At 73.7% G+C, this 26,346-nt stretch carries 26 protein-coding genes and 1 riboswitch; of the genes, 13 read left to right on the top strand and 13 right to left on the bottom strand.

Annotation, left to right across the window (positions count from 1 at the left end; all coding sequences use genetic code 11):
* Positions 1-84: 84 nt before the first annotated feature.
* Entirely contained in the window at positions 85-1,725 is a 1,641-nt protein-coding gene (locus EIZ62_RS25765; RefSeq protein WP_156695060.1) for a solute symporter family protein, read from the bottom strand.
* Positions 1,722-2,099 (bottom strand): DUF485 domain-containing protein, encoded by a 378-nt coding sequence (locus tag EIZ62_RS25760; RefSeq protein ID WP_156695059.1) that lies wholly within the window; start codon positions 2,097-2,099, stop codon positions 1,722-1,724. Before EIZ62_RS25760 ends, EIZ62_RS25765 begins: the two co-directional genes overlap by 4 nt.
* A 240-nt stretch (positions 2,100-2,339) precedes the next feature.
* On the opposite strand from EIZ62_RS25760, the gene EIZ62_RS25755 reads away from it, so the two are divergent.
* The 7 genes from EIZ62_RS25755 to EIZ62_RS25725 all read left to right on the top strand — a co-directional run bounded on the left by EIZ62_RS25755 (position 2,340) and on the right by EIZ62_RS25725 (position 10,784).
* Positions 2,340-3,875 carry a S8 family peptidase gene (locus EIZ62_RS25755; protein WP_156695058.1) on the top strand — a complete coding sequence of 512 codons (1,536 nt, stop codon included), beginning with the start codon at positions 2,340-2,342 and terminating at the stop codon, positions 3,873-3,875.
* 96 nt (positions 3,876-3,971) lie between these two features.
* Positions 3,972-5,378: a CoA transferase gene (locus tag EIZ62_RS25750; RefSeq protein ID WP_156695057.1), complete on the top strand. Its 1,407-nt coding sequence runs from the start codon at positions 3,972-3,974 to the stop codon at positions 5,376-5,378.
* Between the two features lie 551 nt (positions 5,379-5,929).
* Positions 5,930-6,916 carry a DEDDh family exonuclease gene (locus EIZ62_RS25745; RefSeq protein WP_156695056.1) on the top strand — a complete coding sequence of 329 codons (987 nt, stop codon included), beginning with the start codon at positions 5,930-5,932 and terminating at the stop codon, positions 6,914-6,916.
* A 65-nt stretch (positions 6,917-6,981) separates the two neighbouring features.
* Positions 6,982-7,218 (top strand): hypothetical protein, encoded by a 237-nt coding sequence (locus EIZ62_RS25740; protein ID WP_156695055.1) that lies wholly within the window; start codon positions 6,982-6,984, stop codon positions 7,216-7,218.
* A gap of 145 nt (positions 7,219-7,363) precedes the next feature.
* Positions 7,364-8,209, top strand: a complete 846-nt coding sequence (locus EIZ62_RS25735; protein ID WP_156695054.1) for an SURF1 family cytochrome oxidase biogenesis protein — start codon at positions 7,364-7,366, stop codon at positions 8,207-8,209.
* Positions 8,210-8,239: 30 nt separating this feature from the next.
* The gene (locus EIZ62_RS25730; protein WP_156695053.1) at positions 8,240-10,024 is read left to right on the top strand and encodes a glycoside hydrolase family 15 protein; all 1,785 of its coding nucleotides are present in this window, start codon (positions 8,240-8,242) and stop codon (positions 10,022-10,024) included.
* Between the two features lie 4 nt (positions 10,025-10,028).
* Positions 10,029-10,784 carry an SDR family oxidoreductase gene (locus EIZ62_RS25725; protein ID WP_156695052.1) on the top strand — a complete coding sequence of 252 codons (756 nt, stop codon included), beginning with the start codon at positions 10,029-10,031 and terminating at the stop codon, positions 10,782-10,784.
* A gap of 276 nt (positions 10,785-11,060) precedes the next feature.
* Here EIZ62_RS25725 and amaP read toward each other — a convergent pair whose 3' ends face one another.
* The 5 genes from amaP to EIZ62_RS25700 are packed head-to-tail and all read right to left on the bottom strand — an operon-like array spanning position 11,061 to position 13,306.
* Entirely contained in the window at positions 11,061-11,624 is a 564-nt protein-coding gene (gene amaP, locus EIZ62_RS25720) for an alkaline shock response membrane anchor protein AmaP (RefSeq protein WP_156695051.1), read from the bottom strand.
* A 5-nt stretch (positions 11,625-11,629) separates the two neighbouring features.
* Positions 11,630-12,244, bottom strand: a complete 615-nt coding sequence (locus EIZ62_RS25715) for a DUF6286 domain-containing protein (protein ID WP_156695050.1) — start codon at positions 12,242-12,244, stop codon at positions 11,630-11,632.
* A complete protein-coding gene (locus EIZ62_RS25710; RefSeq protein WP_156695049.1) occupies positions 12,241-12,708 on the bottom strand; it encodes a hypothetical protein in 468 nt (155 codons plus the stop codon). Before EIZ62_RS25710 ends, EIZ62_RS25715 begins: the two co-directional genes overlap by 4 nt.
* Entirely contained in the window at positions 12,683-12,874 is a 192-nt protein-coding gene (locus EIZ62_RS25705; RefSeq protein ID WP_156695048.1) for a hypothetical protein, read from the bottom strand. Before EIZ62_RS25705 ends, EIZ62_RS25710 begins: the two co-directional genes overlap by 26 nt.
* A 21-nt stretch (positions 12,875-12,895) precedes the next feature.
* The gene (locus EIZ62_RS25700) at positions 12,896-13,306 is read right to left on the bottom strand and encodes an Asp23/Gls24 family envelope stress response protein (RefSeq protein ID WP_244376290.1); all 411 of its coding nucleotides are present in this window, start codon (positions 13,304-13,306) and stop codon (positions 12,896-12,898) included.
* A 193-nt stretch (positions 13,307-13,499) separates the two neighbouring features.
* On the opposite strand from EIZ62_RS25700, the gene EIZ62_RS25695 reads away from it, so the two are divergent.
* Positions 13,500-14,180, top strand: a complete 681-nt coding sequence (locus EIZ62_RS25695; RefSeq protein ID WP_244375969.1) for an Asp23/Gls24 family envelope stress response protein — start codon at positions 13,500-13,502, stop codon at positions 14,178-14,180.
* On the opposite strand, the gene EIZ62_RS25690 is transcribed toward EIZ62_RS25695, so the two are convergent.
* The 3 genes from EIZ62_RS25690 to EIZ62_RS25680 form a co-directional block, all read right to left on the bottom strand.
* Entirely contained in the window at positions 14,168-14,968 is an 801-nt protein-coding gene (locus EIZ62_RS25690; RefSeq protein ID WP_156695045.1) for an enoyl-CoA hydratase/isomerase family protein, read from the bottom strand. The genes EIZ62_RS25695 and EIZ62_RS25690 overlap by 13 nt on opposite strands.
* A gap of 145 nt (positions 14,969-15,113) precedes the next feature.
* A complete protein-coding gene (locus EIZ62_RS25685) occupies positions 15,114-15,335 on the bottom strand; it encodes a helix-turn-helix domain-containing protein (protein WP_006123601.1) in 222 nt (73 codons plus the stop codon).
* 319 nt (positions 15,336-15,654) lie between these two features.
* Positions 15,655-17,253, bottom strand: coding sequence for an ABC-F family ATP-binding cassette domain-containing protein (locus EIZ62_RS25680; protein ID WP_156695044.1), 1,599 nt, complete (start codon positions 17,251-17,253; stop codon positions 15,655-15,657).
* Between the two features lie 307 nt (positions 17,254-17,560).
* Between EIZ62_RS25680 and EIZ62_RS25675 the strand changes: the two genes are divergently transcribed.
* Positions 17,561-17,962, top strand: coding sequence for a VOC family protein (locus tag EIZ62_RS25675; RefSeq protein WP_156695043.1), 402 nt, complete (start codon positions 17,561-17,563; stop codon positions 17,960-17,962).
* Positions 17,963-17,987: 25 nt separating this feature from the next.
* On the opposite strand, the gene EIZ62_RS25670 is transcribed toward EIZ62_RS25675, so the two are convergent.
* The 3 genes from EIZ62_RS25670 to EIZ62_RS25660 form a co-directional block, all read right to left on the bottom strand.
* Entirely contained in the window at positions 17,988-19,280 is a 1,293-nt protein-coding gene (locus tag EIZ62_RS25670) for a hypothetical protein (protein ID WP_156695042.1), read from the bottom strand.
* A 156-nt stretch (positions 19,281-19,436) separates the two neighbouring features.
* A complete protein-coding gene (locus tag EIZ62_RS25665; RefSeq protein WP_156695041.1) occupies positions 19,437-20,564 on the bottom strand; it encodes an alpha/beta hydrolase in 1,128 nt (375 codons plus the stop codon).
* A gap of 531 nt (positions 20,565-21,095) precedes the next feature.
* Positions 21,096-21,746, bottom strand: a complete 651-nt coding sequence (locus EIZ62_RS25660; RefSeq protein ID WP_156695040.1) for a class II aldolase/adducin family protein — start codon at positions 21,744-21,746, stop codon at positions 21,096-21,098.
* Positions 21,747-22,016: 270 nt separating this feature from the next.
* On the opposite strand from EIZ62_RS25660, the gene EIZ62_RS25655 reads away from it, so the two are divergent.
* From EIZ62_RS25655 to EIZ62_RS25640, 4 genes are all read left to right on the top strand, one after another.
* Entirely contained in the window at positions 22,017-23,285 is a 1,269-nt protein-coding gene (locus EIZ62_RS25655) for an inorganic phosphate transporter (protein ID WP_156695039.1), read from the top strand.
* A 12-nt stretch (positions 23,286-23,297) separates the two neighbouring features.
* Positions 23,298-23,519, top strand: a complete 222-nt coding sequence (locus tag EIZ62_RS25650; protein WP_156695038.1) for a hypothetical protein — start codon at positions 23,298-23,300, stop codon at positions 23,517-23,519.
* 121 nt (positions 23,520-23,640) lie between these two features.
* A riboswitch (cobalamin riboswitch) is annotated at positions 23,641-23,780 on the top strand.
* A gap of 85 nt (positions 23,781-23,865) precedes the next feature.
* Positions 23,866-24,816: a cobalamin biosynthesis protein gene (locus EIZ62_RS25645; RefSeq protein ID WP_156695037.1), complete on the top strand. Its 951-nt coding sequence runs from the start codon at positions 23,866-23,868 to the stop codon at positions 24,814-24,816.
* Positions 24,813-26,324, top strand: a complete 1,512-nt coding sequence (locus EIZ62_RS25640) for a cobyric acid synthase (protein WP_156695036.1) — start codon at positions 24,813-24,815, stop codon at positions 26,322-26,324. Before EIZ62_RS25645 ends, EIZ62_RS25640 begins: the two co-directional genes overlap by 4 nt.
* Positions 26,325-26,346 lie beyond the last annotated feature (22 nt).

The following is a 26,346-nucleotide window of genomic DNA, read 5'->3' as shown; positions in this document are numbered from 1 at the left end:
TCCACAGGAGCGGCGCGGCCGCGTCGTAGGGATCTACGACGATCCCCACGGCGCGGCCGGGTACGGTCGCCCAGGGTGTGCGGGTCAGTGCGCTCCGACACCGGTGAGGGACTTGACCTCCAGTTCCGCGTACTTGCCCTTGTCCGGCTCCTCCTTCGACAGCAGCGAGCCGAGCCAGCCGAGCAGGAAGCCCAGCGGGATGGAGATCAGGCCGGGGTTCTCCAGGGGGAACCAGGCGAAGTCGGCGGACGGGAACATCGAGCTGGGCTTGCCGGAGACGACCGGGGAGAACAGGACGAGCGCCACGGACGCGGTCAGGCCGCCGTAGATCGACCACAGGGCGCCCTGGGTGGTGAACCGCTTCCAGAACAGGCTGTAGAGGATGGTGGGCAGGTTCGCGGACGCGGCGACCGCGAAGGCCAGGGCGACCAGTCCGGCGACGTTCAGGTCGCGGGCCATCGCGCCGAGGGCGATGGAGACGACGCCGATGAGGACGGTCGCCCAGCGGGCGGCGCGCACCTCCTCCTTCTCCGTGGCCTGGCCCTTGCGGATCACGTTGGCGTAGATGTCGTGCGCGAAGGACGAGGACGAGGCGAGGGTGAGGCCGGCGACGACGGCGAGGATGGTGGCGAAGGCGACCGCGGAGATCACCGCGAGGAGGATCGCGCCGCCCGTGGAGCCGCCGCCTCCGCCGACCTCCAGCGCGGCCAGCGGGGCCGCGGTGTTGCCGGCCTTGTTGGAGGCGATGATGTCGCCGGGCTCGAGCAGGGCGGCGGCACCGAACCCGAGGACGATGGTCATCAGGTAGAAGGCGCCGATGATGCCGATGGCCCAGTTGACCGACTTACGGGCGGCCTTGGCGGTCGGCACCGTGTAGAAGCGGATCAGGATGTGCGGCAGGCCCGCGGTGCCGAGCACCAGCGCGATGCCCAGCGAGATGAAGTCCAGCTTCGAGGTCCCGGAGGCACCGTACTTCAGGCCGGGCTCCAGGAAGGCGGTGCCCTTGCCGCTGTTGGAGGCGGCGGTCCCGAGGAGGTCGGAGAGGTTGAAGTCGAACTTCCAGAGGATCAGGAAGGTGATGAGCAGGGTGCCCGCGATGAGCAGGACGGCCTTGACCATCTGGACCCACGTGGTGCCCTTCATGCCGCCGATGGTCACGTACACGATCATCAGGATGCCGACGAGGGCGACGATCGCGACCTTGCCGCCGTCCGAGGTGATGCCGAGCAGCAGCGAGACGAGGACGCCCGCACCGGCCATCTGGGCGAGCAGGTAGAAGATCGAGACGACGATGGTGGAGGTGCCGGCGGCGGTGCGGACGGGACGCTGGCGCATCCGGTACGCGAGGACGTCGCCCATCGTGTAGCGGCCGGAGTTCCGCAGCGGTTCGGCGACCAGCAGCAGGGCGACCAGCCAGGCGACCAGGAAGCCGATGGAGTAGAGGAACCCGTCGTACCCGAAGAGGGCGATGGCGCCCGCGATGCCGAGGAACGACGCGGCGGACATGTAGTCGCCAGAGATGGCGAGGCCGTTCTGGAAGCCGGTGAACTGGCGGCCGCCCGCGTAGAAGTCGGCGGCGTTGCGGGTCTGGCGGCCGGCCCAGACGGTGATGCACAGCGTCGCGACGACGAAGGCGCCGAAGAGGGTGATAATCAGCGGCCGGTGTTCCGAGGCGTCGGACGCGGCGGCCAGCAGCGCCGCGCCGGTGGCGGTGGTGTCACTCATGCGTCGGCCTCCGTACCGGACTCCATGCGGGCCTTGATGGCCTCGGCCTTCGGGTCGAGCTTCTCGGCGGCGTGCCGGGAGTAGAACCAGGCGATGAGGAAGGTGGTCAGGAACTGGCCGAGGCCGAGGACGAGCGCGACGTTGATGTTGCCGAACAGCCGGGTGCCCATGAAGCCGCCCGCGTAGTTGGACAGCAGGACGTACAGCAGGTACCAGGCGATGAAGGCGACGGTCAGGGGGAAGGCGAAGGAGCGGTACGTGCGGCGCAGTTCGCCGAATTCCGCACTCTCCTGCACCTGGGCGAACGACTGTGTCGTGGGCCGGGCCGGCCTTGCGGCCGTACCGTCCTCGGGCGGCGGTGCATCGGTTACCACGGGAACTCCTCGCGAAGCGGATGCGCTGGGCATGGACAGGAACCTCACGGTGGGGGCGGGTGCTCGGGCTGTGCTCCCCCCTGATCAACGGCACGGAGGCCGTGGCGGCGCGGTTCACCTGCGACGTTTTTCTTCCCAAGTCATTGATGGGCCGGGATGATCGGCGATAGCTTCGCTCGTCATGCACCCGCCCACGCGCAACCGGCGCGTGGGCGGATCTCAGGATGATGTGGAGAACCCATGGCTCATCTGCGATCCGGACGCGGGCGAATACTCGCGCTGCCCGCCGGCCTGGCGCTCACGGCCTCACTCGGTCTGCTGCCGGCCGCCGGGGCCTCGGCCGCCCCGCTGGACGAGGCTCCCACCGCCGCGGTGGCGACGAACGGCCCGAAGATGTCGTACGTCGTGAACGTGACGGGTGGTCACTCCACCGTCAAGGCGGTGAAGAAGGCGATAACCAGGGCGGGGGGCTCCGTGGTGATCGCCTACGACCAGATAGGCGTCATCGTCGTCCACTCGCAGAACCCGGACTTCGCGAAGACCATCCGCGAGGTCCGTGGCGTGAAGTCGGCGGGGGCCACGAGGACCACGCCCCTCGCCGCGCAGACCACCACCGACATCGAGGCCGAGCAGCCCCTCTCCGCCAAGGAGGCACGGACGGCTGCGGCCCGCGCGACCGACGAGCAGGACCCCTTCGAGCCCCTCCAGTGGGACCTGCCGGCCATCAAGGCGGACCAGGCCCACGAGAAGTCGCTCGGCAGCAAGAAGGTCACCGTCGCCGTCATCGACACGGGTGTCGACGACACCCACCCGGACCTGGCGCCGAACTTCGACCGCCGCGCCTCCGCGAACTGCGTGACCGGCGCACCGGACACCACCGAGGGCTCCTGGCGGCCGGGGCCGACCGAGAGCGACCACGGCACGCACGTGGCGGGCACCATCGCCGCCGCGAAGAACGGCGTCGGTGTCACCGGAGTCGCGCCGGGCGTCAAGGTCTCCGGCATCAAGGTGTCCAACCCGGACGGGTTCTTCTACACCGAGTCGGTCGTCTGCGGCTTTATCTGGGCCGCCGAGCACGGCGTCGAGGTGACGAACAACAGCTACTACGTGGACCCGTGGCTGTACACCTGCAAGAACGACCTCGACCAGGGTGCCCTCGTCGAGGCGCTGGCGCGCGCCACGCGGTACGCGGAGCGCAAGGGCGCCGTCAACGTCGCCGCGGCGGGCAACTCCCGTACGGACCTGGCGGCGGACGAGATCGTCGACAAGACCAGCCCCAACGACACCACGCCGGTGGAGCGGACCATCGACCCGGAGGTCTGCCCGGACGTGCCGACCATGCTCGACGGCGTGGTGACGGTCTCGGCGACGGGCGCGAAGGGGCTGAAGTCCTCGTACTCGAACTACGGCCTGGGTGTCGTGGACATCGCCGCGCCGGGCGGTGACTCGACGGCGTACCAGCCGCCGGAGGCGCCCGCCACCAACGGGCTGATCCTGTCGACGCTGCCGGGCGGGAAGTACGGCTACAAGGCCGGTACGTCGATGGCGTCGCCGCACGCGGCGGGTGTGGCCGCGCTGATCAGGTCGACGCGCCCGCACGCCTCGGTGTCGGAGGTGAAGGCGCTGCTGGCCAAGCAGGCCGACGACATGGCGTGCACCACGCCGTACGACATCAACGGTGACGGCACGGCCGACGCCGTGTGCGAGGGCGGCAAGCGCGACAACGGCTTCTACGGCAAGGGCATGGTCGACGCGCTGGACGCGGTGCGACGGTAACGCCCCCCATGGGCCCCGGTGCGGCGTGTGTCGTGCCGGGGCTCTGTCGTGCGTCACCCCTGGCCCGGAAGTGGCACTGAGTGCCACACTGAGGCCATGGACTATGGGATCGATCCGGGAACGTCCCAGGCTTGGGCGGCACTGGGTGCCGACCCGGCTCTTCTGGAGCGGGTTTCGTACGGCGGCCCTTCGGACGGGCTTCCGTCCCGGCTGCCGGTGATGGAGCTGGCCCGCGCCGCCGTCGCGGTCTGCTCGCTCGCCGCCGCCGAGTGCGCCGCCGTACGGGGCGGGCGGCCGGTGCCGCGGGTACGGGTCGACGACGGGGCGGTCGCCACGGCGTTCCTCAGCGACCGGCTCGTCAGGGTGGACGGGAAGGCGTGGACGACGTTCGCGCCACTGTCGCGGTTCTGGCGGGCGGCCGACGGGTGGGTGCGTACCCACGCCAACTACCCGCATCACCGGGAACGGTTGCTCCTCGCGCTCGGCCTGCCGGACGACGCCGGGCCGGACGCACTCGCCGAGGCGGTCGCCGGGCGCCGCGCGGTGGACGTGGAGGACGCCGTGTACGCGGCCGGGGGCCTGGCCGTCGCGGCGCGCGGCGTGCCCGAGTGGTCGGCGCACGAACAGGGCGCCCTGGTGGCCGCGCAGCCACTGCTGACCATGGAGCGGATCGGCGAGGCGGGGCCCACGCGCGCGTGGAGCCCGATGTCCGGTACGCCGCTGCTCCCCTGCGCGGGACTGCGGGTGCTGGACCTGACGCGGGTGCTGGCCGGGCCGGTCGCCACCCGGACACTGGCGCTGCTGGGCGCCGACGTGCTGCGGATCGACGCGCCGCACCTGCCGGAGAGCCAGGAGGCGCACAACGACACCGGGATGGGCAAGCGGTCGACGACCCTGGACCTCGGGCGCGGCGTGGACCACCGCGTGTTCGAGGAACTGCTCGCGGGCGCCGACGTCGTGGTGACCGGCTACCGGCCCGGCGCGCTCGACCGGTTCGGGCTCTCCCCCGAGGCGCTGGCCGAGCGCCGCCCCGGCCTGGTCGTCGCCCAGCTGTCGGCATGGGGCCGGTACGGGCCGTGGCACGAGCGGCGCGGCTTCGACAGCCTGGTCCAGGCGGCCACCGGCATCGCCGCGCTGGAGGGCTCCGGCGGTGAGCCGGGCGCACTCCCCGCCCAGGCCCTGGACCACGGCACCGGCTACCTGCTGGCCGCCGCCGTACTGCGGTCCCTGACCGGGCAGCACGCCCCGGACGGCGGCGGGACGCGGCTCGCCCGGCTGGCCCTGACGCAGACCGCCCACTGGCTCGTGCACGGCCTGGCCGGGGGCCCGCGGCGGGGCGGACACGACCCGGAGACGTGGCTCACCACCACGGACAGCCCCATGGGCCGCCTCCGGCACGCGCTGCCCCCGGTCGCCTACGAGGGCGGCCCGGCGAACTGGTCGCGTCCGCCGGGGCTTTGGGGCACGGACGCCCCGCGCTGGGCGGGCGCCGTCGCACGCTAGGGCGTGTACGCGCCCATCGCTGGTCGAGGACGTCCTGCGGCACCCCGGCCCGTGGAAGCGGGCGGCCGAGACGCTCCACCCGTACGAAGGGCCGGGCAGCCACCCGAAGGCCGCGCTCGCGTTCGCCGTACTGCGAGGGACCGACCTTTCGGCGGTCTCCTTCGGTGAGACGCTGCGGCGCACGGCGGCCGCACACCCGCACGCGGTGCGGCTCGACGGCACGCGCGTGAAGGCCCACACGTGGCGCCGGCGCCCGGCGGCCGACCCGGCGGGCCGCCGCCTCGCGGGCGGCCGCCGGCAGGCGGGTCTTCCTCGCCCTGACGGACGGCACGGTGGCGCCCGAGGGCGCCTCGGGCGAGGTCTACCGGCTGCTGCCGGGACCGGTCGACGGCTGCGCCTGGAGCCGGTGACGGCTGGGGACCTCGTCTCCCGGCCCGGTCGAGTGCCACAACCGGCCTACGGTGCCCCGGTGTTCGGGTCCGGGCCGTCAACACCCGGGCCGCGCGGGGGATGCCCGGCGACGGCGTTGTCAGTGACGGGCTCTATTCTCAGTGACCATGCTCGACGACCGTACGACAGCAGCACCGTGGCCGACCGCCTACCCGACACAGGGGTACGCGGTCGTCGACGTGGAGACCACCGGCCTCGCCCGCGACGACCGGATAGTGTCGGCTGCCGTCTACCGGCTCGACGCGCAGGGCAACGTGGAGGACCACTGGTACACGCTGGTCAATCCGGAGCGCGACCCGGGCCCGGTGTGGATCCACGGCCTGACGAGTGACGTGCTGGCGGGGGCGCCGCTCTTCGCCGAGGTCGCGGCGGAGTTCTCCGCCCGGCTCGACGGCCGCGTACTGGTCGCGCACAACGCCATGTTCGACTGGTCGATGATCGCCCGGGAGTACGCCCGGGCGGAGCGGACGGCGCCGGTGCGGCAGCGGCTGTGCACCATCGCGCTCTCCAAGGAGCTGGACCTGCCGCTGTCCAACTTCAAGCTGGAGACGCTGGCCACGCACTTCGGCGTGGTGCAGCGGCGGGCGCACAACGCGCTGGACGACGCGCGCGTGCTGGCCGAGGCGTTCCGCCCGAGCCTGCACGCGGCGGCGGAGCGCGGCGTACGGCTGCCGCTGCTGGAGTGCCGCCCGCTCACCGAATGGGCGTCCTCGCCCGCCGCGTCCGGGGTGCCCCGCATCGGGCGGCAGGCGTCGTACGGCTCGGGCGGCTGGCGGCCCTCACGCAAGCGTCCCGCCTGCCCGTACCCCAACCCCGGACGCTACGAAGCGGACAAACCGCTCAAACAGGGCATGCGGGTGGCGTTTTCGGGCGATACGTCCATCGATCGGGAGCTGCTCGAGGACCGCGCCGTCGAGGCGGGCCTCCATGTCGCCACCAGCGTCTCGCGGCTGACGAGCCTGCTGGTCACCAACGACCCGGACTCCGCCACCTCCAAGACGGTCAAGGCCAAGGCCTTCGGCACGCCGGTCGTCGACGAGGCGGCGTTCACCCAGTTGCTCCGTGACGTGGCCCCGGCAGACGAGTAGGCAGACGGGTGACCGCCGGGCGTTTCGCCGCCCCCTGACGAGCACCGGCCCGCACCCTGTGGCGCATGGCAACTTGTGAGGTCTGCGGAAACGACTACGGCATGTCCTTCGAGGTGCACGCGCAGGGCGCCGTGCACGTCTTCGACTGCTTCTCCTGCGCCATCCACCGCATGGCGCCCATCTGCGAGCACTGCCGGGTCCAGATCATCGGCCAGGGCGTCGAGGCCGGGGGACAGTTCTTCTGCGGGGCGCACTGCGCCCGCGCGGAGAAGGGCGAGGTGGGCATCGTCGACAAGGTGTGACCCCCGGGACGCCCGGGGCGGGCCGGGCCGTGGGTCCCCCTGCGTCCCGCCCTGGGTCCGGGCGGGCCAGGGCGCACGGCGGCTCCCGCGCCCCGGGCGGGACCCACCATCCGGTGGCCGGACACGAGCAGGTACGGTCGAAGCCGTGTACCGCTTCCTGTTGTCCCGGCAGTGGGTGATCCTCACCCTCATCGCCCTCGTTCTCATCCCCGTGATGACCGAGCTGGGCTTCTGGCAGTTCCACCGGCACGAGCACCGGGTCGCGCAGAACCAGCTGATCGAGGACAACCTGAAGGCCGAGCCCGTCCCCGTGACGCGGCTCACCTCCCCCGGTCACACCGTCCCCCGCGCCGACTACTGGCGCCGGGTCACCGCCACCGGCACCTTCGACACCCGGCACGAGGTCGTCGTCCGCCGCCGGACCTCCGCCGACGACCGGATCGGCGTCCTGGTCCTGACCCCGCTGGTCCTCGCCGACGGCCGGGCGGTCCTGGTCAACCGGGGCTGGATCCCCGCCGCCGCCGACCAGAAGTCCTTCCCCGAGGTGCCGCCCGCGCCCAAGGGCGAGGTGACCGTCACCGGCCGGCTCAAGGCCGACGAGACGACCGGCGCCAGCGGCATCAAGGACCTCAGCGGACTGCCGCCCCGCCAGGTCATGCTGATCAACAGCGAGCAGCAGGCGAAGAGCCTCGGCCGCGAAGTCCTCGGCGGCTACCTGGAGCAGACCGCGCCCGGCCCGGCCGGTGACACCCCGGAGCAGATCCCCGAGCCCGACCACGACTCCATCGGCGCGCACATGGCGTACGCCGTGCAGTGGTGGCTGTTCGTCGCGGGCGTGCCCGTCGGCTGGGTGGTGCTCGTACGCCGGGAGAAGCGCGACCGCGACGCGGCAGCGGCAGAGGCGGCGGCCGGAACGCCGGACACCGGCGACGGCGACGGAGACGGAGACGCCGGCGGCGAGCGGGAACCGGCGGCACACACGCCCGCTTAGCCGCCGGTCGGTGCGGGAAGACGGCACAGCGTGACACAACGCATCGAGGACTACGCCCTCATCGGGGATCTCCAGACGGCCGCACTCGTCGGCAGGAACGGTTCGATCGACTGGCTGTGCCTGCCCCGCTTCGACTCGGCGGCCTGCTTCGCGGCCCTGCTCGGCGACGAGGAGAACGGCCACTGGCGGATCGCCCCCAAGGACGCCCAGGCCTGCACCCGCCGCCGCTACGTCGGGAACTCGCTCGTCCTCGAGTCCCTGTGGGAGACCCGCACCGGCACGGTCAAGGTGCTGGACTTCATGCCGCAGCGCGACGAGGCCCCCGACGTCGTACGCATCGTGGAGGGCGTCAGCGGGACGGTCGAGATGACCTCGGTGCTGCGGCTGCGCTTCGACTTCGGGTCCGTCGTGCCGTGGATGCGGCGGACCAACGGCCACCGGGTGGCGGTCGCGGGCCCCGACTCGATATGGCTGCGCAGCGAGCCGGAGGTCAAGACGTGGGGCCAGCAGTTCAGCACCTGCTCGTCGTTCACCGTCACCCCCGGCGAGCGGGTGGCGTTCGTCCTCACCTGGCACCCCTCCCACCACCCCCGGCCCCCGCTGATCGACCCGTTCGAGGCGCTGGAGCACACCCTGGAGGACTGGGAGGCGTGGGCGGTGCAGTGCACCTACGAGGGCCCCTACCGCGACGCGGTGATGCGTTCGCTGATCACCCTCAAGGCGCTGACCTACGCCCCGACGGGCGGGATCGTGGCCGCGCCGACCACCTCGCTGCCCGAGGAGATCGGGGGCGTGCGCAACTGGGACTACCGCTACTGCTGGCTGCGCGACGCCACCCTCACGCTGGGCGCGCTGCTGTCCGCCGGCTACCTGGACGAGGCAGCGGCGTGGCGCGACTGGCTGCTGCGGGCGGTCGCCGGCGACCCGGCGGACCTCCAGATCATGTACGGGCTGGCGGGCGAGCGGCGGCTGCCCGAGACGGAACTGCCGTGGCTGCGCGGGTACGCCGGTTCCGCGCCGGTGCGCACCGGGAACGCCGCCGTGCGCCAGTTGCAGCTCGACGTGTACGGGGAGGTCATGGACTCGCTGTACCTGGCGCGCGAGGCGGGGCTGTCCTCGCAGGCGCACGCCTGGAACCTCCAGCTGAGCCTGCTCGGCTTCCTGGAGTCGACCTGGCGGGAGCCCGACGAGGGGCTGTGGGAAGTGCGCGGGCCGCGGCGCCACTTCGTGCACTCCAAGGTGATGGCGTGGGTCGCCGCCGACCGCGCCGTGCGCGCGCTGGAGGAGGACCCGTCACTGACCGGTGACGTGAGCCGGTGGCGGGCGATGCGCGACGCGGTCCACCGGGACGTGTGCGAGAACGGGTACGACCCGGAGCGCAACACCTTCACCCAGTCGTACGGCTCCCGGGAGCTGGACGCGGCGACCCTGCTGATCCCCCGGGTGGGCTTCCTGCCGCCGGACGACCCGCGGGTGGTGGGGACGGTGGACGCGGTGTGGGAGGAGCTGAACCACGAGGGGCTCGTCAAGCGGTACAGCACCGCGGGCGTGCCCGTCGACGGGCTGCCGGGCGACGAGGGCACGTTCCTGGTGTGCTCGTTCTGGATGGCGGACGCGCTGCGCATGACGGGCCGTGAGAAGGAGGCGCGGGAGCTGTTCGAGCGGCTGCTGTCGCTGCGCAACGACGTGGGGCTCCTCGCCGAGGAGTACGACACGGTGTCGGGGCGCCAGCTGGGCAACTTCCCGCAGGCGTTCAGCCACGTCGGGCTCGTGGGCACCGCCCTCGCCCTGGCGCGGGAGGGCGCGGCAGGATAGGGGCATGGATCTTGGACTGAAGGACCGCGTCTACATCGTGACCGGCGCCTCCCGCGGACTGGGCAACGCCTCGGCGCGCGCCCTGGTGACGGAGGGCGCGAAGGTCGTCGTCTCCTCACGCGACGAGAAGGCCGCGTCGGGCGCCGCCGAGGAGCTGGGCCCCGGCGCGGTCGGCGTCGCGGCGGACAACGCCGACCCGTCGGCCCCGGAGCGTCTGATCGGCGCCGCCCGCGAGCACTTCGGGCGCCTCGACGGCGTCCTCGTCAGCGTGGGCGGCCCGGCCCCCGGGTGGGCGGCGGACAACACGGACGAGCAGTGGCAGGCGGCGTTCGACTCGGTGTTCATGGGCGCGGTGCGGATGGCCCGGGCGGCGGCGGCCGCGCTGCCGGAGGGCGGGGTGATCGGGTTCGTCCTGTCCGGCTCGGTGTACGAGCCGATCCCGGGGCTGACCATCTCCAACGGCCTGCGCCCCGGTCTCGCGGGCTTCGCCAAGTCCCTCGCCAACGAGCTGGGCCCGCGCGGCATCCGCGTCGTCGGGCTGCTCCCCGGCCGGATCGACACCGACCGGGTCCGCGAGCTCGACGCCCTGTCCGGCGACGCCCCGGCGGCCCGCGCGGCCTCCGAATCCCACGTCCCGCTGCGCCGCTACGGCACGCCGGAGGAGTTCGGCAACGCGGCGGCGTTCCTGCTCTCGCCCGCGGCCTCGTACCTGACGGGCGTCATGCTCCCGGTGGACGGCGGCGCCCGGCACGGCTTCTGACCCGGGGACGGCTTCCGACCCGGGGACGGCTTCTGACCGGGCACGGGCCGGCCCGTCGCCGGGGCACGCCGGGCGCGCCGGGGGCGGGGCACGCCGGCGGCCCGGGGGCGGGGTCGCGGGGCGCCGCCAGGTGACGCCACGGGCCAGGCGCGCCGGGGGCGGCCTCCCGTCGGGCGCGCCGGGGGCGGGGTCGCGCCGGGGCCCCGGGCCGGGGCGCAGGGCGCCCTCAGCTGACGCGGCGAACCAGGCGCCCCGGGGCGCGACCGCGGGGCGCCGTCAGGTGACGCGGCGGGTCGGCTGGCGGGCGGCGCGGAGGTGGGCTTCCGTGGGCAGCCGGGGCAGGCCCGCCGACTCGCGGGCGTGCTTCAGCGTGCCGTCGCGGAGCCGTGCGAGGGTCTCGTCCGGTGACGCGTGGGGTTCCAGCAGCAGGGACACCCGGGCGGAGGGCGCCGTTCGCCGGCCGGCGAGCCGGACGCGGGCGCGCGAGACGCCGTCCAGTGCTTCCGCCTCCGCCTCCATGGCGCCCTCCAGGGCCCGGCCCCGCAGGGTCGCGCCGTCTCCGTCCCGGCTGTCGACGAGCACCTCCGGCGGCCGGGGGCGGCGCAGTTGTGCCACCAGCCACCAGAGGGACAGCAGCACCAGCACCGCCAGCACCGCGATCACCGCGGGCCACGCCGGCCGCCGGCGCGCCGACTCGGTCAGCAGGACGGCGTCCGGGCCGCGCCAGGGCCACCACGACGGCACGCCCAGGTCCAGTCCGGCCACCAGTACCGCGCCGCCCGCGCACACCAGCACCGCTCCGGTCAGGCCCAGGACCACCCGGTTGACGCCTCGCAGCACGCCCCTCACCCCTTCCGCGACGATCGCGTGACGTGGACGGACAGGCGGGGCGGCCGGGCCAGCCCCAGCTCCTCGACCGCGTCCCGCATCGCGGCGTCCAGGTCGGCCCGTACGTCGCCGAGTTCACGGAAGTGGACCACGGCCCGCACGGCGGCCTTGTGGCGCCGCGCCCGGACCCGCGCGGACCGCACGCCCGCCACGGCCACCGCCCGGTCGCGCAGCACGGTCTCGACCGCTTCCCGCCGCAGCCCGGCGCGCAACGGGTCGGCGCCGCGCCGCATCGGCAGCACGGCGCGCAGTCCCGGCGTACAGGCGAGGACGAGGAGCCAGACGCCCAGCGCGATGGCGACCGCCGCGCCGACGAGGACCACGACGTCGTCGAGCTGCCGGGTCGCCAGGTCGTCGGCGAGGACGCGGCGCCAGTGCATGCCGGGCCGTCCGGCGCGTACCGAGGCGACGTCGTACAGCAGCAGTCCGGCGCCCGCGAGCAGCACGAGGGCGAGCAGGGCGGCCGGGACGCGCCGTACGGACCAGAAGCGGTGGGCGCCGGGCGGGGTCTGCTCCTCCAGGACGGGTACGGAGCCGGGGGCGGGTTCGGTGGGCGGCGCGTCGGTGCTCATCGGACCCTCCCGCGTCCCTTGTCCCGGTCCCGGGTGTACGAGGAGTGCAGCCGGTCCACCTGGACGGCCACCTCGGGCACGTCCATGCCCGCGAGCGTCTTCACGCGCCGGATCACCTGACGGCGGACGGCGGCGCACCGGGCGCCGATGTCGCAGGGGTAGCCGAGTTCCAGGCTGATGCGGACGCGGGCGGTGTCGCGGTGCACGACGACGGTCGCGTGGGGCGGCTCGCCCCCGCCGGTGCCGTCGCTCAGGCCTCCCGGGCCTTCCGGGCCGTGCGGGGTGCCGGGCCGTGCGGTGCCGGGCCGTGCGGTGCCGGGTTCGTCGTCCGGTGCGCCGGCGAGTGCCTCGCGGGCCGCATGGGCGGCGATCTTGGCCACCACGCGGTCGGCGATGACGGTCGCCCCGCGTTCCGCCGCCAGGACCCCCGTCACCGCGTCACCGCCTCCGGTCGCCGCGGTCACGGCCCCGGAAGAAGTCACCGGGTTCGAGGTCCCCGTCGAGGAACCGGCCGGCCACGAAGCCGACCGCACCCAACGCGGCCACCAGCACAAACGCCCCGAAGCCGCCGAAGTATCCGGCGAAGCCGAGCGCCATTCCGGCCACCAGGCCGACCACCGCCATGCTCATCGCGCTCTCCTTAGGGACCCGCTACTGGATGCGGGGCTCCGGCTCTTCGTCCTCGTCCTCAGGAAGCTTCACGTCGCTCACCGAGATGTTGACCTCGACGACGTCGAGACCGGTCATCCGCTCGACCGCCGAGATCACGTTCTCCCGCACCGCGCCGGCGACCTCTTTGATGGGGACGCCGTACTCGACGACGATCTCCAGGTCGAGCGCCGCCTGCACCTCTCCGACCTCGGCCTTCACCCCGCGGGTGACGCTCGGCCTGCCGCCGGGGACCCGGTCGCGCACCGCGCCGAAGGTGCGGGCGGCCCCGCTGCCCATGGCGTGGACACCGTCGACGTCACGCGCCGCCAGCCCGGCGATCTTCTCGACGACCCCGTCGGCGATGGTGGTACGGCCGCGGGAGGCCGGATCGCCGCCGCCCCGCTTGGACATGGAGGTCCTCCTGGCTTCCTCCGCCGCCGGTTCCTTGACCCGCGCCGCTCTCGAGGCCTGGTCGGCCCGAGCGGACTGGGCGGGCTGCGACGCGTCAGACATCACCATGGTCCTTTCCGGAGGATTTGGACTCCTTCGCTCACATTAAGGGTGGTTTCCGGATCCCGCGCCGGGGATGCGGCAGGCTGGAGGAATGACGACGGCTGACGGATGGGTGGCGGCGGCGCGGAGCCGCATCGGCCTGGGGCGGCTGCTCCCGCTGGGAGGCCCGCAGGACGGAGCCTGGATCGCGGAGCGCGCCGCGGACGCGGTACTGCGCCGGGCGGCGCGGAAGGTGCCGGGGGTGGAACCGGGCCGGCTGCGGATCACCCTCGCGGACGAGGCGGCCGCACCCCGGTCCGCCTTCCCGGCGCCACCGGGATCGGTACCGCCCGGCCCGCTGAGGATCGAGGCCGGCTTCGCCGCCGGGTACGGCGTGCCGCTGCCGGACCTCGCCGAACGGCTGCGCACCGCGCTGTCGGCCGCGTGCGAGCGGCGCCTCGGGCTGACCGTGGCACGGGTGGACCTCCGGGTCACGGCGCTGCTGGACGCCCCGCCCGAGCCGCCCGCGCCCGCTCCCCCACCGGAGAAGGAGGCCGGACCGCAGGAGGACACCGCGGCCGTCGCGGCCGTCGCCGTCCCGGGCGTGGCCCGGCTGACGGGCGTCCTCGGCGCCCCGGTGCACCGGGCGGACGATCACGTACGCGTCGAACTGGCGACGACCCCGGACCACCGGCCACTGGACGTGGCACGGGCGGTACGCGGGGCCGTCGGGGGCGAGCTGCCGGTGACCGTGGTGGTCACCGACGTCACCCGGCGGGTTCAGTCGGACTGACCCGCGAGATCGCGCAGGCGGCGCGCCTGGGCGGCGCGCTCGGCCGTCCGCTGCTCCTCGTAGCCGCGCTCGCCGGCGCCGCGGAGCAGCGCCTTGGTCTCGATGACGGCGTCGCGCGGCGCGGCGAGCAGCGCGACGGCGAGGTCGCGCACCGCGCCGTCGAGGTCGCCCGCGGGCACGACGAGGTTGGCCAGCCCGATGCGCTCGGCCTCGTCGGCGTGCACGAACCGGCCCGTGGCGCAGATCTCCAGCGCGCGGGCGTAGCCGACCGCCGCGACGAGGGGGTGCGTACCGGTCAGGTCGGGCACGAGGCCCAGGCTGGTCTCGCGCATGGCGAACTGGACGTCCTCGGCCACGACCCGCAGGTCGCACGCCAGGGCGAGCTGGAAACCGGCCCCGATGGCATGCCCCTGGACGGCCGCGATCGACACGATGTCGTTGCGGCGCCACCAGGTGAACGCCTCCTGGTACTCGGCGATGACGGCGTCCAGCGCGGCGTCGGAGCCGCGCGCCATCTCCAGGAACGACGGCTCGCCGTCGAAGCCCTCCGGCGTGAACGCCTGGCGGTCGAGTCCGGCGGAGAAGGACTTGCCCTCACCGCGCAGCACCACGATCCGCACGCTGCCCGGCAGCGACCGTCCGGCTTCCGCCAACGCCCTCCACAGCGCGGGGGACTGGGCGTTGCGCTTGGCCGGGTTGGTCAGGGTCACCGTGGCAACGGCGTCCTCGACGGTGAGACGTACGCCGTCCTTGTCGAGCACTTCGAGGACTGGGTCGAGCGAGGTCATGGGGCGCCTCCGGGTCCGGTGCGGCAGTGCAGCCATTAAGTGACTGCACAGTAACCACCCGGCCGACCGCGCGATCGGCCGGGTGGCCCTGCCGGAACCGGTGGGGCCGGACGAGCCGCGCTCGACTTGTCAGGACGCGGGGCCCTCAGGCCGAAGCGGCCTTCTTGCCTCGCGTCGCTCCGCCGCGTCCACGCAGCGTGACTCCCGACTCACTCAGCATCCGGTGGACGAATCCATAGGATCGGCCCGTCTCCTCGGCCAATGCCCGGATGCTCGCGCCGGAGTCGTACTTCTTCTTCAGGTCTGCCGCGAGCTTGTCGCGCGCGGCGCCGGTCACCCGGCTGCCCTTCTTCAGAGTCTCGGCCACCCGTGCCTCCTCATGGGAAGTGCGCTCTGGTCTTCTCATGATCACCCCTCGGGGGCTTCCTGGCCAGCCATTCGACAAGGTCCGTGCCGCGAGGTTTCGCCGCTCCGGGGCCGCCGACCCGCACACCGCGCGGATCCGATACCGGCCGTGCGCCCGAAATGCCAGGTCAGAGGGGTGTGCGGAGATCACGAGCGGCGTGGGGCCGAAGCGGGAAATCCGCTCGCCGCCACGCCGCAGTACGAGACGCTCTCACTCAGATGATGGATCACGCGTAGGCCGAATGATCCATACCGGGGCGAGCGGGCCGCCCCGGTCCCGGTCAGGCCAGCGCCACCAGGTCCTTGTAGTCCGGGCCCCACAGGTCCTCGACACCGTCCGGGAGCAGGATGATCCGCTCCGGTTCGAGGGCGTCGACGGCGCCCTCGTCGTGCGTGACGAGGATGACGGCGCCCTTGTAGGTGCGCAGCGCGCCGAGGATCTCCTCGCGGCTGGCCGGGTCGAGGTTGTTCGTGGGCTCGTCGAGGAGCAGGACGTTCGCCGAGGAGACGACCAGGGTGGCCAGCGCGAGCCGGGTCTTCTCACCGCCGGAGAGGACGCCCGCCGGCTTGTCGACGTCGTCGCCGGAGAAGAGGAACGAGCCGAGCGTCTTGCGCACCTCGACGAGGTCGAGGTCGGGCGCGGCGGACCGCATGTTCTCCAGGACGGTGCGGTCCGGGTCGAGGGTCTCGTGCTCCTGGGCGTAGTAGCCCAGCTTGAGGCCGTGGCCGGGGGTCACGTCGCCGGTGTCCGGCTTCTCCACCCCGGCGAGGAGCCGCAGCAGGGTCGTCTTGCCGGCGCCGTTGAGGCCGAGGATGACGACCCGCGACCCCTTGTCGATGGCCAGGTCGACGTCGGTGAAGATCTCCAGGGAGCCGTACGACTTGGAGAGCCCCTCCGCGGTGAGCGGGGTCTTGCCGCAGGGGGCGGGCTCGGGGAAGCGGAGCTTGGCGACCTTGTCGGAGACGCGGACCGCCTCCAGGCCGGAGAGCAGCCGCTCGGCGCGCTTGGCCATGTTCTGCGCGGCGACGGTCTTGGTGGCCTTCGCCCGCATCTTGTCGGCCTGCGAGTTCAGCGCCGCGGCCTTCTTCTCGGCGTTCTGGCGCTCGCGCTTGCGGCGCTTCTCGTCGGCCTCGCGCTGCTGCTGGTACAGCTTCCAGCCCATGTTGTAGACGTCGATCTGGGCGCGGTTGGCGTCGAGGTAGAAGACCTTGTTCACGACGGTCTCGACGAGGTCGACGTCGTGGGAGATCACGATGAAGCCACCGCGGTAGGTCTTGAGGTAGTCGCGGAGCCAGACGATCGAGTCGGCGTCGAGGTGGTTCGTGGGCTCGTCGAGGAGCAGGGTGTCGGCGTCCGAGAACAGGATGCGGGCGAGCTCCACTCGGCGGCGCTGACCACCGGAGAGGGTGTGCAGCGGCTGGCCGAGGACCCGGTCGGGCAGGCCGAGGGCGGCGGCGATGGTGGCGGCCTCGGCCTCGGCGGCGTAACCGCCCTTGGTGAGGAACTCGGTCTCCTGGCGCTCGTACTGGCGCAGCGCCTTCTCGCGGGTGCCGCCCTGGCCGCTGGCGATCCGCTCCTCGTTCTGCCGCATCTTGCGGATCAGCACGTCGAGGCCGCGGGCGGAGAGGATCCGGTCGCGGGCCAGGACGTCGAGGTCGCCGGTGCGGGGGTCCTGCGGGAGGTAGCCGACCTCGCCGGAGCGGGCGATCGTGCCCCCGGCGGGAACGCCCTCGCCCGCGAGGCACTTGGTGAGGGTCGTCTTGCCCGCGCCGTTGCGGCCGACCAGGCCGATGCGGTCGCCCTTGGCGATGCGGAAGGAAGCGGACTCGATGAGGACGCGGGCGCCGGCGCGCAGCTCGATGCCGGAAGCGGTGATCACGGACAGACTCCAGGGCGGTGTGGAAGACGGCGGAAGGACGGCGGGTGCGGTGGCTTCGACGCCGGTCTAATGCACAGGGAGAATGGCCATACGGCCCAGTCTAACGGGCGCGTGCAACTGCTTTTCGGCCACGCGGGAGCCGTGCGGGGCCGCGTGGCCGCGCCACACCTTCCGGTGAGCCGGGTGTGCTCCAGGGGGCGTTGTCAGTGCCCGGTGCGAGACTGAGGAACGGTTGAGATCCGGATCACAGTCGCACGGTCGGGGACAGCAAGGTCGCAGTCGAGCACCGAATCGGAGAGTGGTCAGCATGGCGAACGTACCGAGCATCTATCCGACGATCCTGTACGAGGACGCGAAGGCGGCCATCAGAACGCTGAAGGAAGCGTTCGGGTTCACCGAGGTGAGTGTGTACGAGGGCGAGGACGGCCGCGTCGTCCACTCGGAGCTGGCCTGCGGGAACGGCATGGTGATGCTGGGCAGCAAGGGCGGGGACGGGGTCTTCGCCAAGGCGATGGGCGGCGCGGGGCCCGTGGGGGTGTACGTGGTGGTGGAGGACCCCGACGCGCACCACGCCCGGGCGGTGGAGCACGGGGTGGAGATCCTGATGCCGCCCACGGACCAGGAGTACGGCTCGCGGGACTACATGGCGCGGGACGCCGAGGGCAACGTCTGGAGCTTCGGGACGTACGCCCCCGGCGCCGCGGAGTAGCGGACGGTCCCCGGCGTCGCGGGCGTCACGCTCCGCCGGTGTGGACCTGGAAGGCCGCGCGGCGCACCGCCTTGGCGAGGGCGGGGTCGGGGTGGGCCGCGGCCAGGGCGACCAGGACCTGCACGGTGCGCGGGTGGTCCACCGCCCGGACCTCGTCGAGGAGCGCGGGGACCGTGCCCTGGACGGCGGACTCCAGGTGGCGGACCAGGAGGGTGCTCTCGCCGTGGTCGGCCACGGCCGCCGCGGTGTCCACCCAGAGCCAGGTGGCCTCCTCGCGGGTGAGGACGTCCTGCGCGTCCTCGGGGTCGGCGCCCTCGTACTCGGCGAGCCAGAGCAGCGCGTAGGGGCGCAGGCAGACCTCGTCGGCGGCGGCCCGGACCTCGGACTCCGCGGGGGCGCCGACGACCCGGAGCGCTTCGAAGGCGAGACCGCGCAGCAGGGCGTCCTCACCCCGGGCGACGGCGAGGAGTTCGGTGACGGCACTGCCGACGGGGCGGGCGGCGAGCCAGGCGCGGTACTCGACGCGGGCGGGGCCGGGGGTGAGGCGCGCGCAGCCGCGCAGCATGTCCTCGGCGGACTGCTCGATGTGGCCGGCGGGGCTCTGGGCGGCGACGCAGATCTGCTCCAGCTTCACCCACACCGCCCAGTTGCCGAGCGGGGTGAGGGTGGCCTGCCCGTCGCCGAGGGTCAGCGCGCCGACGGCGGCGAGGCCCTCCAGCGCCCAGTCGAGCAGCCGGGCGAGCGACTCGGGGGCGGTCGCGACCACGGGCTGCGGGCCCTCGGGCACCTCGCAGCGCTCCTCGCGGAGTTCGGCGACGCGCTGGCGGAGCAGGTCGAGCAGGGCCGGGACCGGCACCGGACCGGCGGAGAGCTGGAGGAGGGAGAGCACCTGGGGGACGGCTTCCACCACCTCGGCCACCGCGGCCGGGGCGACATCGGCGGGCGCCGGGTGGACGAGCGACCAGGCGTCGAAGAGGGCCACCCAGCCGCGCAGGACGGCGGAATCGTCCCGGTCCCAGGCACGCAGCCGCCAGCCGGGGCGGGCGGTGTCGCCGTGGAGTTCGACCAGTCCGGCGAGCCGGGCGCGGTCCCAGCCGGCCCGCACTTGACCGGCGGTCAGGCCGAGCGCGGCGGCGGCCCGTTCGGTGGCGGAGACGGCGTCGGGGCCGCGATGACGGTCGCGGTCGCGCTCGACGGCGGCCCAGCGGGCGATGCGCACGGCGTCGGCGAGCACCGCCCTCGCCTGTCGGGCCAGCTCGGCGGGCGGCGGAGTGCCCTCCGGCGGCCTGGGCACCGGCCGGGTACGCCGGGTCGTCACGGCCCGTCGGGCCGTGGTCAGGGGCCGCGGACGGACGAGTCGGAGTCTGGAATTGCGCGCCAGTTGCTCATCAGGCTTTCGAGACGTCACGGGGGCAGTCTTCCCGCTGACGCCCCGAAAGCCCAAACGGAACGCGATTCGCCGGGCTCGGCGGGGTCAGATCAGGGAGGTGAGGAAGCGGCGCATGGCCTCCTCGTAGCGGTCCGGGTCGGCGTTCCACATGGCGGCGTGCGGGGCGTTCGGGACGGTGTGCAGGGTGACCAGGTCGGCGCGGCGGGCGGCCAGCTCGCGGGAGCTCTGCCAGGGCGCGAGGCGGTCGTCCGGGCCGTGGAAGACGAGCGTGGGTACGCGCAGGCCCCGCGGGTCGGCGGCCTCGGCGAGCCGGTCGCCGTGCACACCGGTGCTGCCCTGCGCGGCGCGGACGGCGAGCGGGAGCAGCGGGGCGGGCACCCGGCGGGCGGTGGCCAGGGCGCGCAGGGTGGCCTCCCAGTCCAGGACCGGCGAGTCGAGGACGAGGCCGCTGATCCGGTCGCGCAGGCCGCAGTTGGCGGCGGCGTGCAGGGCCATGGACGCCCCGGTGGACCAGCCGTGGAGGATGACGCGTTCGGCGCCGTGCCGTACGGCGTGGCGGATCGCGGCGTCCAGGTCGCGCCATTCGGAGTCGCCCAGGTGGCCCAGTCCGCCGGCGGGGCGAGGCGCTCCTGGGTCGCCTCGGTAGGCGAGGTCCAGGACCGGCAGGCGCATCCGGTTGAGGAACGTCATGAGGTTCAGCGGGTGCTCGCGGGTCGTGCCGATGCCGTGGACGGCGATGACCCAGGTGGAGCGGGAGGCGGGGACGAACCAGGCGGGCAGGGCGCCGAGTTCCCCCTGCACCTCCATGTCGCTGTACTCCAGGCCGAGCGCCGAGGCAGGGGTGCCGGTGTGCAGCTGCGGGGTGAACCTGACCCGGCTGCCCGGTTCGAGCCGGCCGCCGACGACCCGTTCGAGCCGGCGTACGACGGTGTCGGCGCTGTGCGGTACGTCGTCCAGGACGGGCCCGACGACGGCGTGGACGTCCGGGCCGGCCAGCCCGTAGGTCCCGGGGCGCCGGGAGGCGAGGCAGCGGGTCAGGGTGACCTGCCCGGCGGCCGTGGCGTGCACGGTGAGCCGGGGCTCGCCGGGCAGGGGCCGGCCGGACGGCACCTTGAGCGCGGCGCTGCTGGTGTACCGGCCGGCCGCGACCGCGGCCGCGCCGGCACCGATCAGTGTGGTGACGGCCGCTGCCGTCGCTGTAGCGGGGCGCACCGTTCCAGTGTGGTGACGTGCGGGTGCGGATGCCAGTGGGCGCCCCCCGCCGGGGTGTCGCGCACCCGGCGACGTACCCAGGGTGGGGCCGTGCCCCCCACCCACCGCCCCGCGCCCGGCGACGCACCGGGGTGGGGCCGTGCAGGGTCGCCCCCGCAGGGGACCGGCGGCGTTACCGGGGCTCCCATCCTCGTAACTCGAGGCCGCCGGCCCCGAGGAGGCGAGCCCGGAGGGGCCACGCCCCCCACCCACCGTGCGTATCCGCACCGCCCACCGGGCGAACCGGGAACAGGCACCCCGCCGGCCCGTTGTGCCCACCCGTTCCGCCCTGCGGAACGATTGCCCACAACAGGGTGGGGGGGGACCCAGCGGGACGATTGCCCACAACGGGTGGGCGGGGGTGGGAGCGGCCGCGGGACGATTGCCCACAACGGGTGGGCGGGGGTGGGAGCCGCCCAGCGGGACGACTGGCCACAACGGGGGCGAGGGTGGGCCCAGCGGGGCGAGCCCAGAACGAGACCGGCGGGGCCGTCAGTGGGGCTGGCCGTAGCCGGAGAGCTTCGTGGCGGCTTCGTGGAGTTCGGCGGGGGACAGGAGGCTGGGGGTGTGGCCGGGTGCCGAGGTGGCGGTGAGCCAGACGCGGCACATCCACTCCAGCTGGGCCGTGCGGTCGTAGGCCTGGTCCAGGGTGTCGCCGTAGGTGACCGTTCCGTGGTTGCGCAGGAGGCAGCCGGTGCGGTCGTCCAGGGCGCGCATCATGTGGGCGGCGAGGTCCGGCGTGCCGTACAGGGCGTAGGGGGCGACGCGGACGGGGCCGCCGAGGGCCGCGGCCATGTAGTGGATCGGTGGGAGTTCGGTGACGAGGGTCGACGCGGCGGTGGCGTGGACGGCGTGGGTGTGCACGACGGCGCGGGCCGTGGTGCGGCGGTAGATCTCCAGGTGCATGGGGAGTTCGCTGGTGGGCGCGAGCCGGCCGCGGACCTGGGTGCCGTCGAGGTCGACGGCGACGGTGTCGGCGGGGGTGAGCCGGTCGTACGGCACGCCGCTGGGGGTGACGAGCACCAGGTCCCCCACCCGTGCGGAAACGTTTCCGGAGGTACCGACGACCAGCCCGTCCGTCACCGTCCTGCGGGCGGTGCCGACCAGTGCGTCCCATGCCCGCTCGATCGCGTCCTGTGTCATGCACCCGATCCTGTCAGGCACCGGGCGGGTCCGGCACGAGTGATCCATGTCTCGTCGGCGGGTCGGCGCCGGGCCACGGCGCGGCCGTGAGGAGACGGGGCGGGGTGCCGGAATCGCCCGGTTTTCCGGCCCCGACCTCACGCCCGGGGGCGTAAGCGGAATGACCGCACCCCGCTTGGGGTCACCATGGCGCCCGAGCCAGTTCACCTTCCGTTCACTCAGGTTGCTTACGTTCGCCGTGCCACTGACGTCGAACGATTGCCTGGGTAAATGGAACACATCACGCTGCTGCTCGCCATTGTGGTCGTGACAGCTCTCGTGTTCGATTTCACGAACGGTTTCCATGACACCGCCAACGCGATGGCGACCACCATCTCGACCGGCGCGATGAAGCCCAAGACGGCGGTGGCCATGTCCGCCGTGCTCAACCTGGTCGGCGCCTTCCTGTCCGTCGAGGTCGCCAAGACGATCTCCAGCGGACTCGTCACCGAGGACGGCATCACACCAGAAGTGATCTTCGCGGCGCTCGTCGGCGCGATCCTGTGGAACCTGCTGACGTGGCTGGTCGGCCTGCCGTCCAGCTCCTCCCACGCCCTGATGGGCGGCCTGGTCGGCGCCACCGTCGCCTCCGTCGGCATCGGCGGCGTCAACGGCGGCGTGGTCGTCACCAAGGTCCTGATCCCGGCCGTCGCGGCCCCGCTGGTCGCGGGCATCGCCGCGATGCTCGCCGCCCGCCTGACGTACAAGGCGGGCAAGCACGTCGACGAGAAGACCGGCCGCAAGGGTTACCGCGCCGGCCAGATCGCCTCGGCCGGTCTGGTCTCCCTCGCCCACGGCACCAACGACGCGCAGAAGACGATGGGCATCATCACCCTCGCCCTGGTCGCCGGAGGCGTCCTCGTGCCCGGCTCGAACCCGCCGGTCTGGGTGATCGTCTCCGCCGGTCTGGCCATCGCCCTCGGCACCTACCTCGGTGGCTGGCGCATCATCCGCACCATGGGCAAGGGCCTCACGGACCTCCAGCCGCAGCAGGGCTTCGCCGCCCAGACCAGCGCGGCGGCCGTCATCCTGGCCTCCTCCAACCTGGGCTTCTCGCTCTCCACCACGCACTCCTGCTCCGGCGCCGTGATGGGCGCGGGCCTCGGCCGCAAGGGCGGCGTGGTCCGCTGGTCGACGGCGACCCGGATGTTCGTCGCCTGGGGCCTGACCCTGCCGGCCGCCGGCCTGGTCGCCGCCGCCTCCGAGTACGTCACCAAGCAGGGTGACTGGGGCGTCGCCGCCGTCGCGGTCTTCCTGGTCGCCTCCTGCGCCGCGATCTGGTTCATCTCCCGCCGCCAGGTCGTCGACCACACCAACGTCAACGAGGTGGAGCAGGAGGAGCCCGCGGGCGTCGTGACCACCGCGATCGCGGCCGTCACCCCGCCGCCCCCGGCCGGTGCCGTCGCGGTCACCGCCGAGGAGCTCAAGGCCACCATCCCCGCCCCGGCGGGTGAGGCGAACTCGACGTCCCACGCCCCGGCTCCCGCCGCCACGGTGTAAGGAAAGAACAGCATGAAGATCGACTGGGCAGCTCTCGGCTCCGTCTTCGGGGTCAGCCTCCTGGCCACCGTCGCACTGGTGGGCCTGTTCACCCTCGGCATCGTCGGCCTCTCCAAGCAGGAGACCGCCTCCGCCGGCGGGGGCTCCGCCACCCTCGCCCGCACGGGTGCCTACGCCTGCTTCGCGCTCTGCGCGGCGGCCGTGGCGTACGGGATCTTCCTGATCGTCACCTGATCGGGTCTCCCCCGGCTCTCCCCCGGCGCCCCCGGAACGACATGTCGTTCCGGGGGCGCCGTCGTACGCCGGTGTGTGCCTCGGCACAACCTCCCGCCGCAGGTCAACAGCGAGTTGACGGGCGTTCGCGGGGCGTGGTGGACTGCCGGGGCCATTACGGCGGCAGGTGAGGAAGCCGGTGCGACTCCGGCGCGGTCCCGCCACTGTGAGTTCGCCCTGACGGGCGGATGAGTCAGGAACTCCCGTCGCCGGTCACGTCGAGCCAGGGCGCGGACCCTGAGTGAGGACATCACCATGCCCGGCTGCCTTCGCGCTGCCCCGGAAGCACCCAGCACATCGAGAACCCATGCGCGGTGACCGCGTCTTCGCGTACGGCGCCGCCGCCGGGCTGGCCGCCGATCTGCTGCTCGCCGACCCCCGCCGCGGGCACCCCGTCGCCGCGTTCGGGCGCGCCGCGGGCGCGGTGGAGGGCGTGTTGTGGCGCGACCACCGCGCGTGGGGCGCACTGCACTCCGTGGTGTGCGCCGGGGGCGCGGCCGGGGCGGCGGTGCTCGTCAGCCGGGCGGTACGCGACCGGGGCGCCGTTCCCGCCGCGCTCACCGCGGCCGCCGTGTGGGCCGTCGTCGGTGGTACGACGCTGGGGCGCGAGGCCCGCGCGATCGGGGGCGCACTGGCCGCCGGCGACCTGGAGGTGGCGCGCGAACGGCTGCCGCACCTGTGCGGGCGGGACCCGCAGTCCCTGGACGGCCCCGGCATCGCCCGCGCGGTCGTCGAGTCGGTCGCCGAGAACACCTCCGACGCCGTGGTCGGCGCCCTGGTGTGGGGCGCGGTCGGCGGCGTACCGGGCCTGGTGGCCTTCCGGGCGGTGAACACGCTCGACGCGATGGTGGGCCACAAGTCCCCGAGGTACCGCCGCTTCGGCTGGGCGTCGGCGCGCCTGGACGACGTGGCCGGCTGGCCGGGCGCCCGGCTGACGGCCGCCCTGGCCGCGGTCGCGGGCGGGAACCCGCGCGGCGCGGTCCGGGCCTGGCGGGCCGACGCGGACAAGCACCCGAGCCCGAACGCGGGCCCGGTGGAGGCGTCGTTCGCCGGCGCGCTGGGTGTACGGCTGGGCGGGACGCTGTCGTACGGCGGGCGCGTCGAGCACCGGCCGGTGCTCAACGCGGCGGGCCGGGCGGTGGAGGTGGCGGACATCGAGCGGGCGGTGCGGTTGTCGCGCCGGGTGAGCGCCCTGACCCTCGCGGTGTGCGCGGGCGGGCGGCTGGCGTTCGGGGCGATGAGGCGGAGGCGTACATGAAGCGGGGTGGGGGGCTGCTCGTCGCGGGCACCACGTCCGACGCGGGCAAGAGCGTCGTCACGGCCGGCATCTGCCGCTGGCTGGTGCGGCAGGGCGTGAAGGTCGCGCCGTTCAAGGGGCAGAACATGTCCCTGAACTCGTTCGTGACGCGCGAGGGCGCGGAGATCGGGCGGGCTCAGGCCATGCAGGCGCAGGCGGCGCGCGTGGAGCCGACCGCGCTGATGAACCCGGTGCTGCTCAAGCCGGGCAGCGACCGCTCCAGCCAGGTCGTGCTGATGGGCAAGCCGGTCGGCGAGCTGAGCGCCCGCGGCTACCACGGCGGCCGCCAGCAGGCGCTGCTCGGCACGGTCGTGGAGTGCCTGGAGGAGCTGCGGAGCACGTACGACGCCGTCATCTGCGAGGGCGCGGGCAGCCCGGCGGAGATCAACCTGCGGCGCACCGACATCGTCAACATGGGCATCGCGCGCGCCGCCCGCTTCCCGGTGGTCGTGGTGGGCGACATCGACCGGGGCGGCGTGTTCGCGCAGTTCTTCGGTACGACGGCGCTGCTGGCGCCGGAGGACCAGGAGCTGGTCGCGGGTTATCTGGTGAACAAGTTCCGGGGTGACGTGACGTTGCTGGAGCCGGGCCTGGACATGCTGCTGGACCTGACCGGCCGGCGGACCCTCGGTGTCCTGCCGTACGCGCACGGGCTCGGCATCGACGAGGAGGACGGGCTGCGGGTGTCGCTGCGCGGCGCGGTCCGCGAGTCGGTCGTCGCGCCGCCGGCCGGCGAGGACGTGCTGCGGGTCGCCGTCTGCGCCGTACCGCTGATGTCCAACTTCACGGACGTCGACGCGCTGGCCGCCGAACCGGGCGTGGTGGTCCGGTTCGTGGACCGGCCGGAGGAGCTGGCCGACGCGGACCTGGTGGTGGTGCCCGGGACGCGCGGGACGGTGAGGGCGCTGGCGTGGCTGCGCGAGCGGGGCCTCGCGGAGGCGATCGCGCGGCGGGCCGCCGAGGGGCGCCCGGTGCTCGGCATCTGCGGCGGCTTCCAGGCGCTGGGCGAGCACATCGACGACGAGGTGGAGTCCCGGGCCGGTGCGGTCGAGGGGCTCGGGCTGCTCCCGGTGCGGGTGCGGTTCGCGCCGGAGAAGACACTGGCGCGGCCGGTCGGCGAGGCTCTCGGCGAGCGGGTCGAGGGGTACGAGATCCACCACGGTGTCGCCGACGTGCGCGGCGGCGAGCCGTTCCTGGACGGGTGCCGCGTCGGGGCGGTGTGGGGCACGCACTGGCACGGCTCGCTGGAGAGCGACGGCTTCCGGCGGGCGTTCCTGGCGCAGGTGGCGCGGGCGGCGGGGAGACGGTTCGTGCCGGCGCCCGGGACGTCGTTCGGGGCGCTGCGCGAGGAGCAGCTGGACCGGCTGGGTGACCTGATCGAGGAGCACGCGGACACCGACGCGCTCTGGAAGCTCATCGAGCGGGGTGCCCCGGCCGGGCTGCCGTTCGTTCCGCCGGGGGCGCCATGACGACCCGGGCGGGTCGAACGGC

Source organism: Streptomyces ficellus, assembly GCF_009739905.1.
Taxonomy (GTDB): domain Bacteria; phylum Actinomycetota; class Actinomycetes; order Streptomycetales; family Streptomycetaceae; genus Streptomyces; species Streptomyces ficellus_A.
This window is presented reverse-complemented; position numbering and strand designations above follow the sequence as displayed.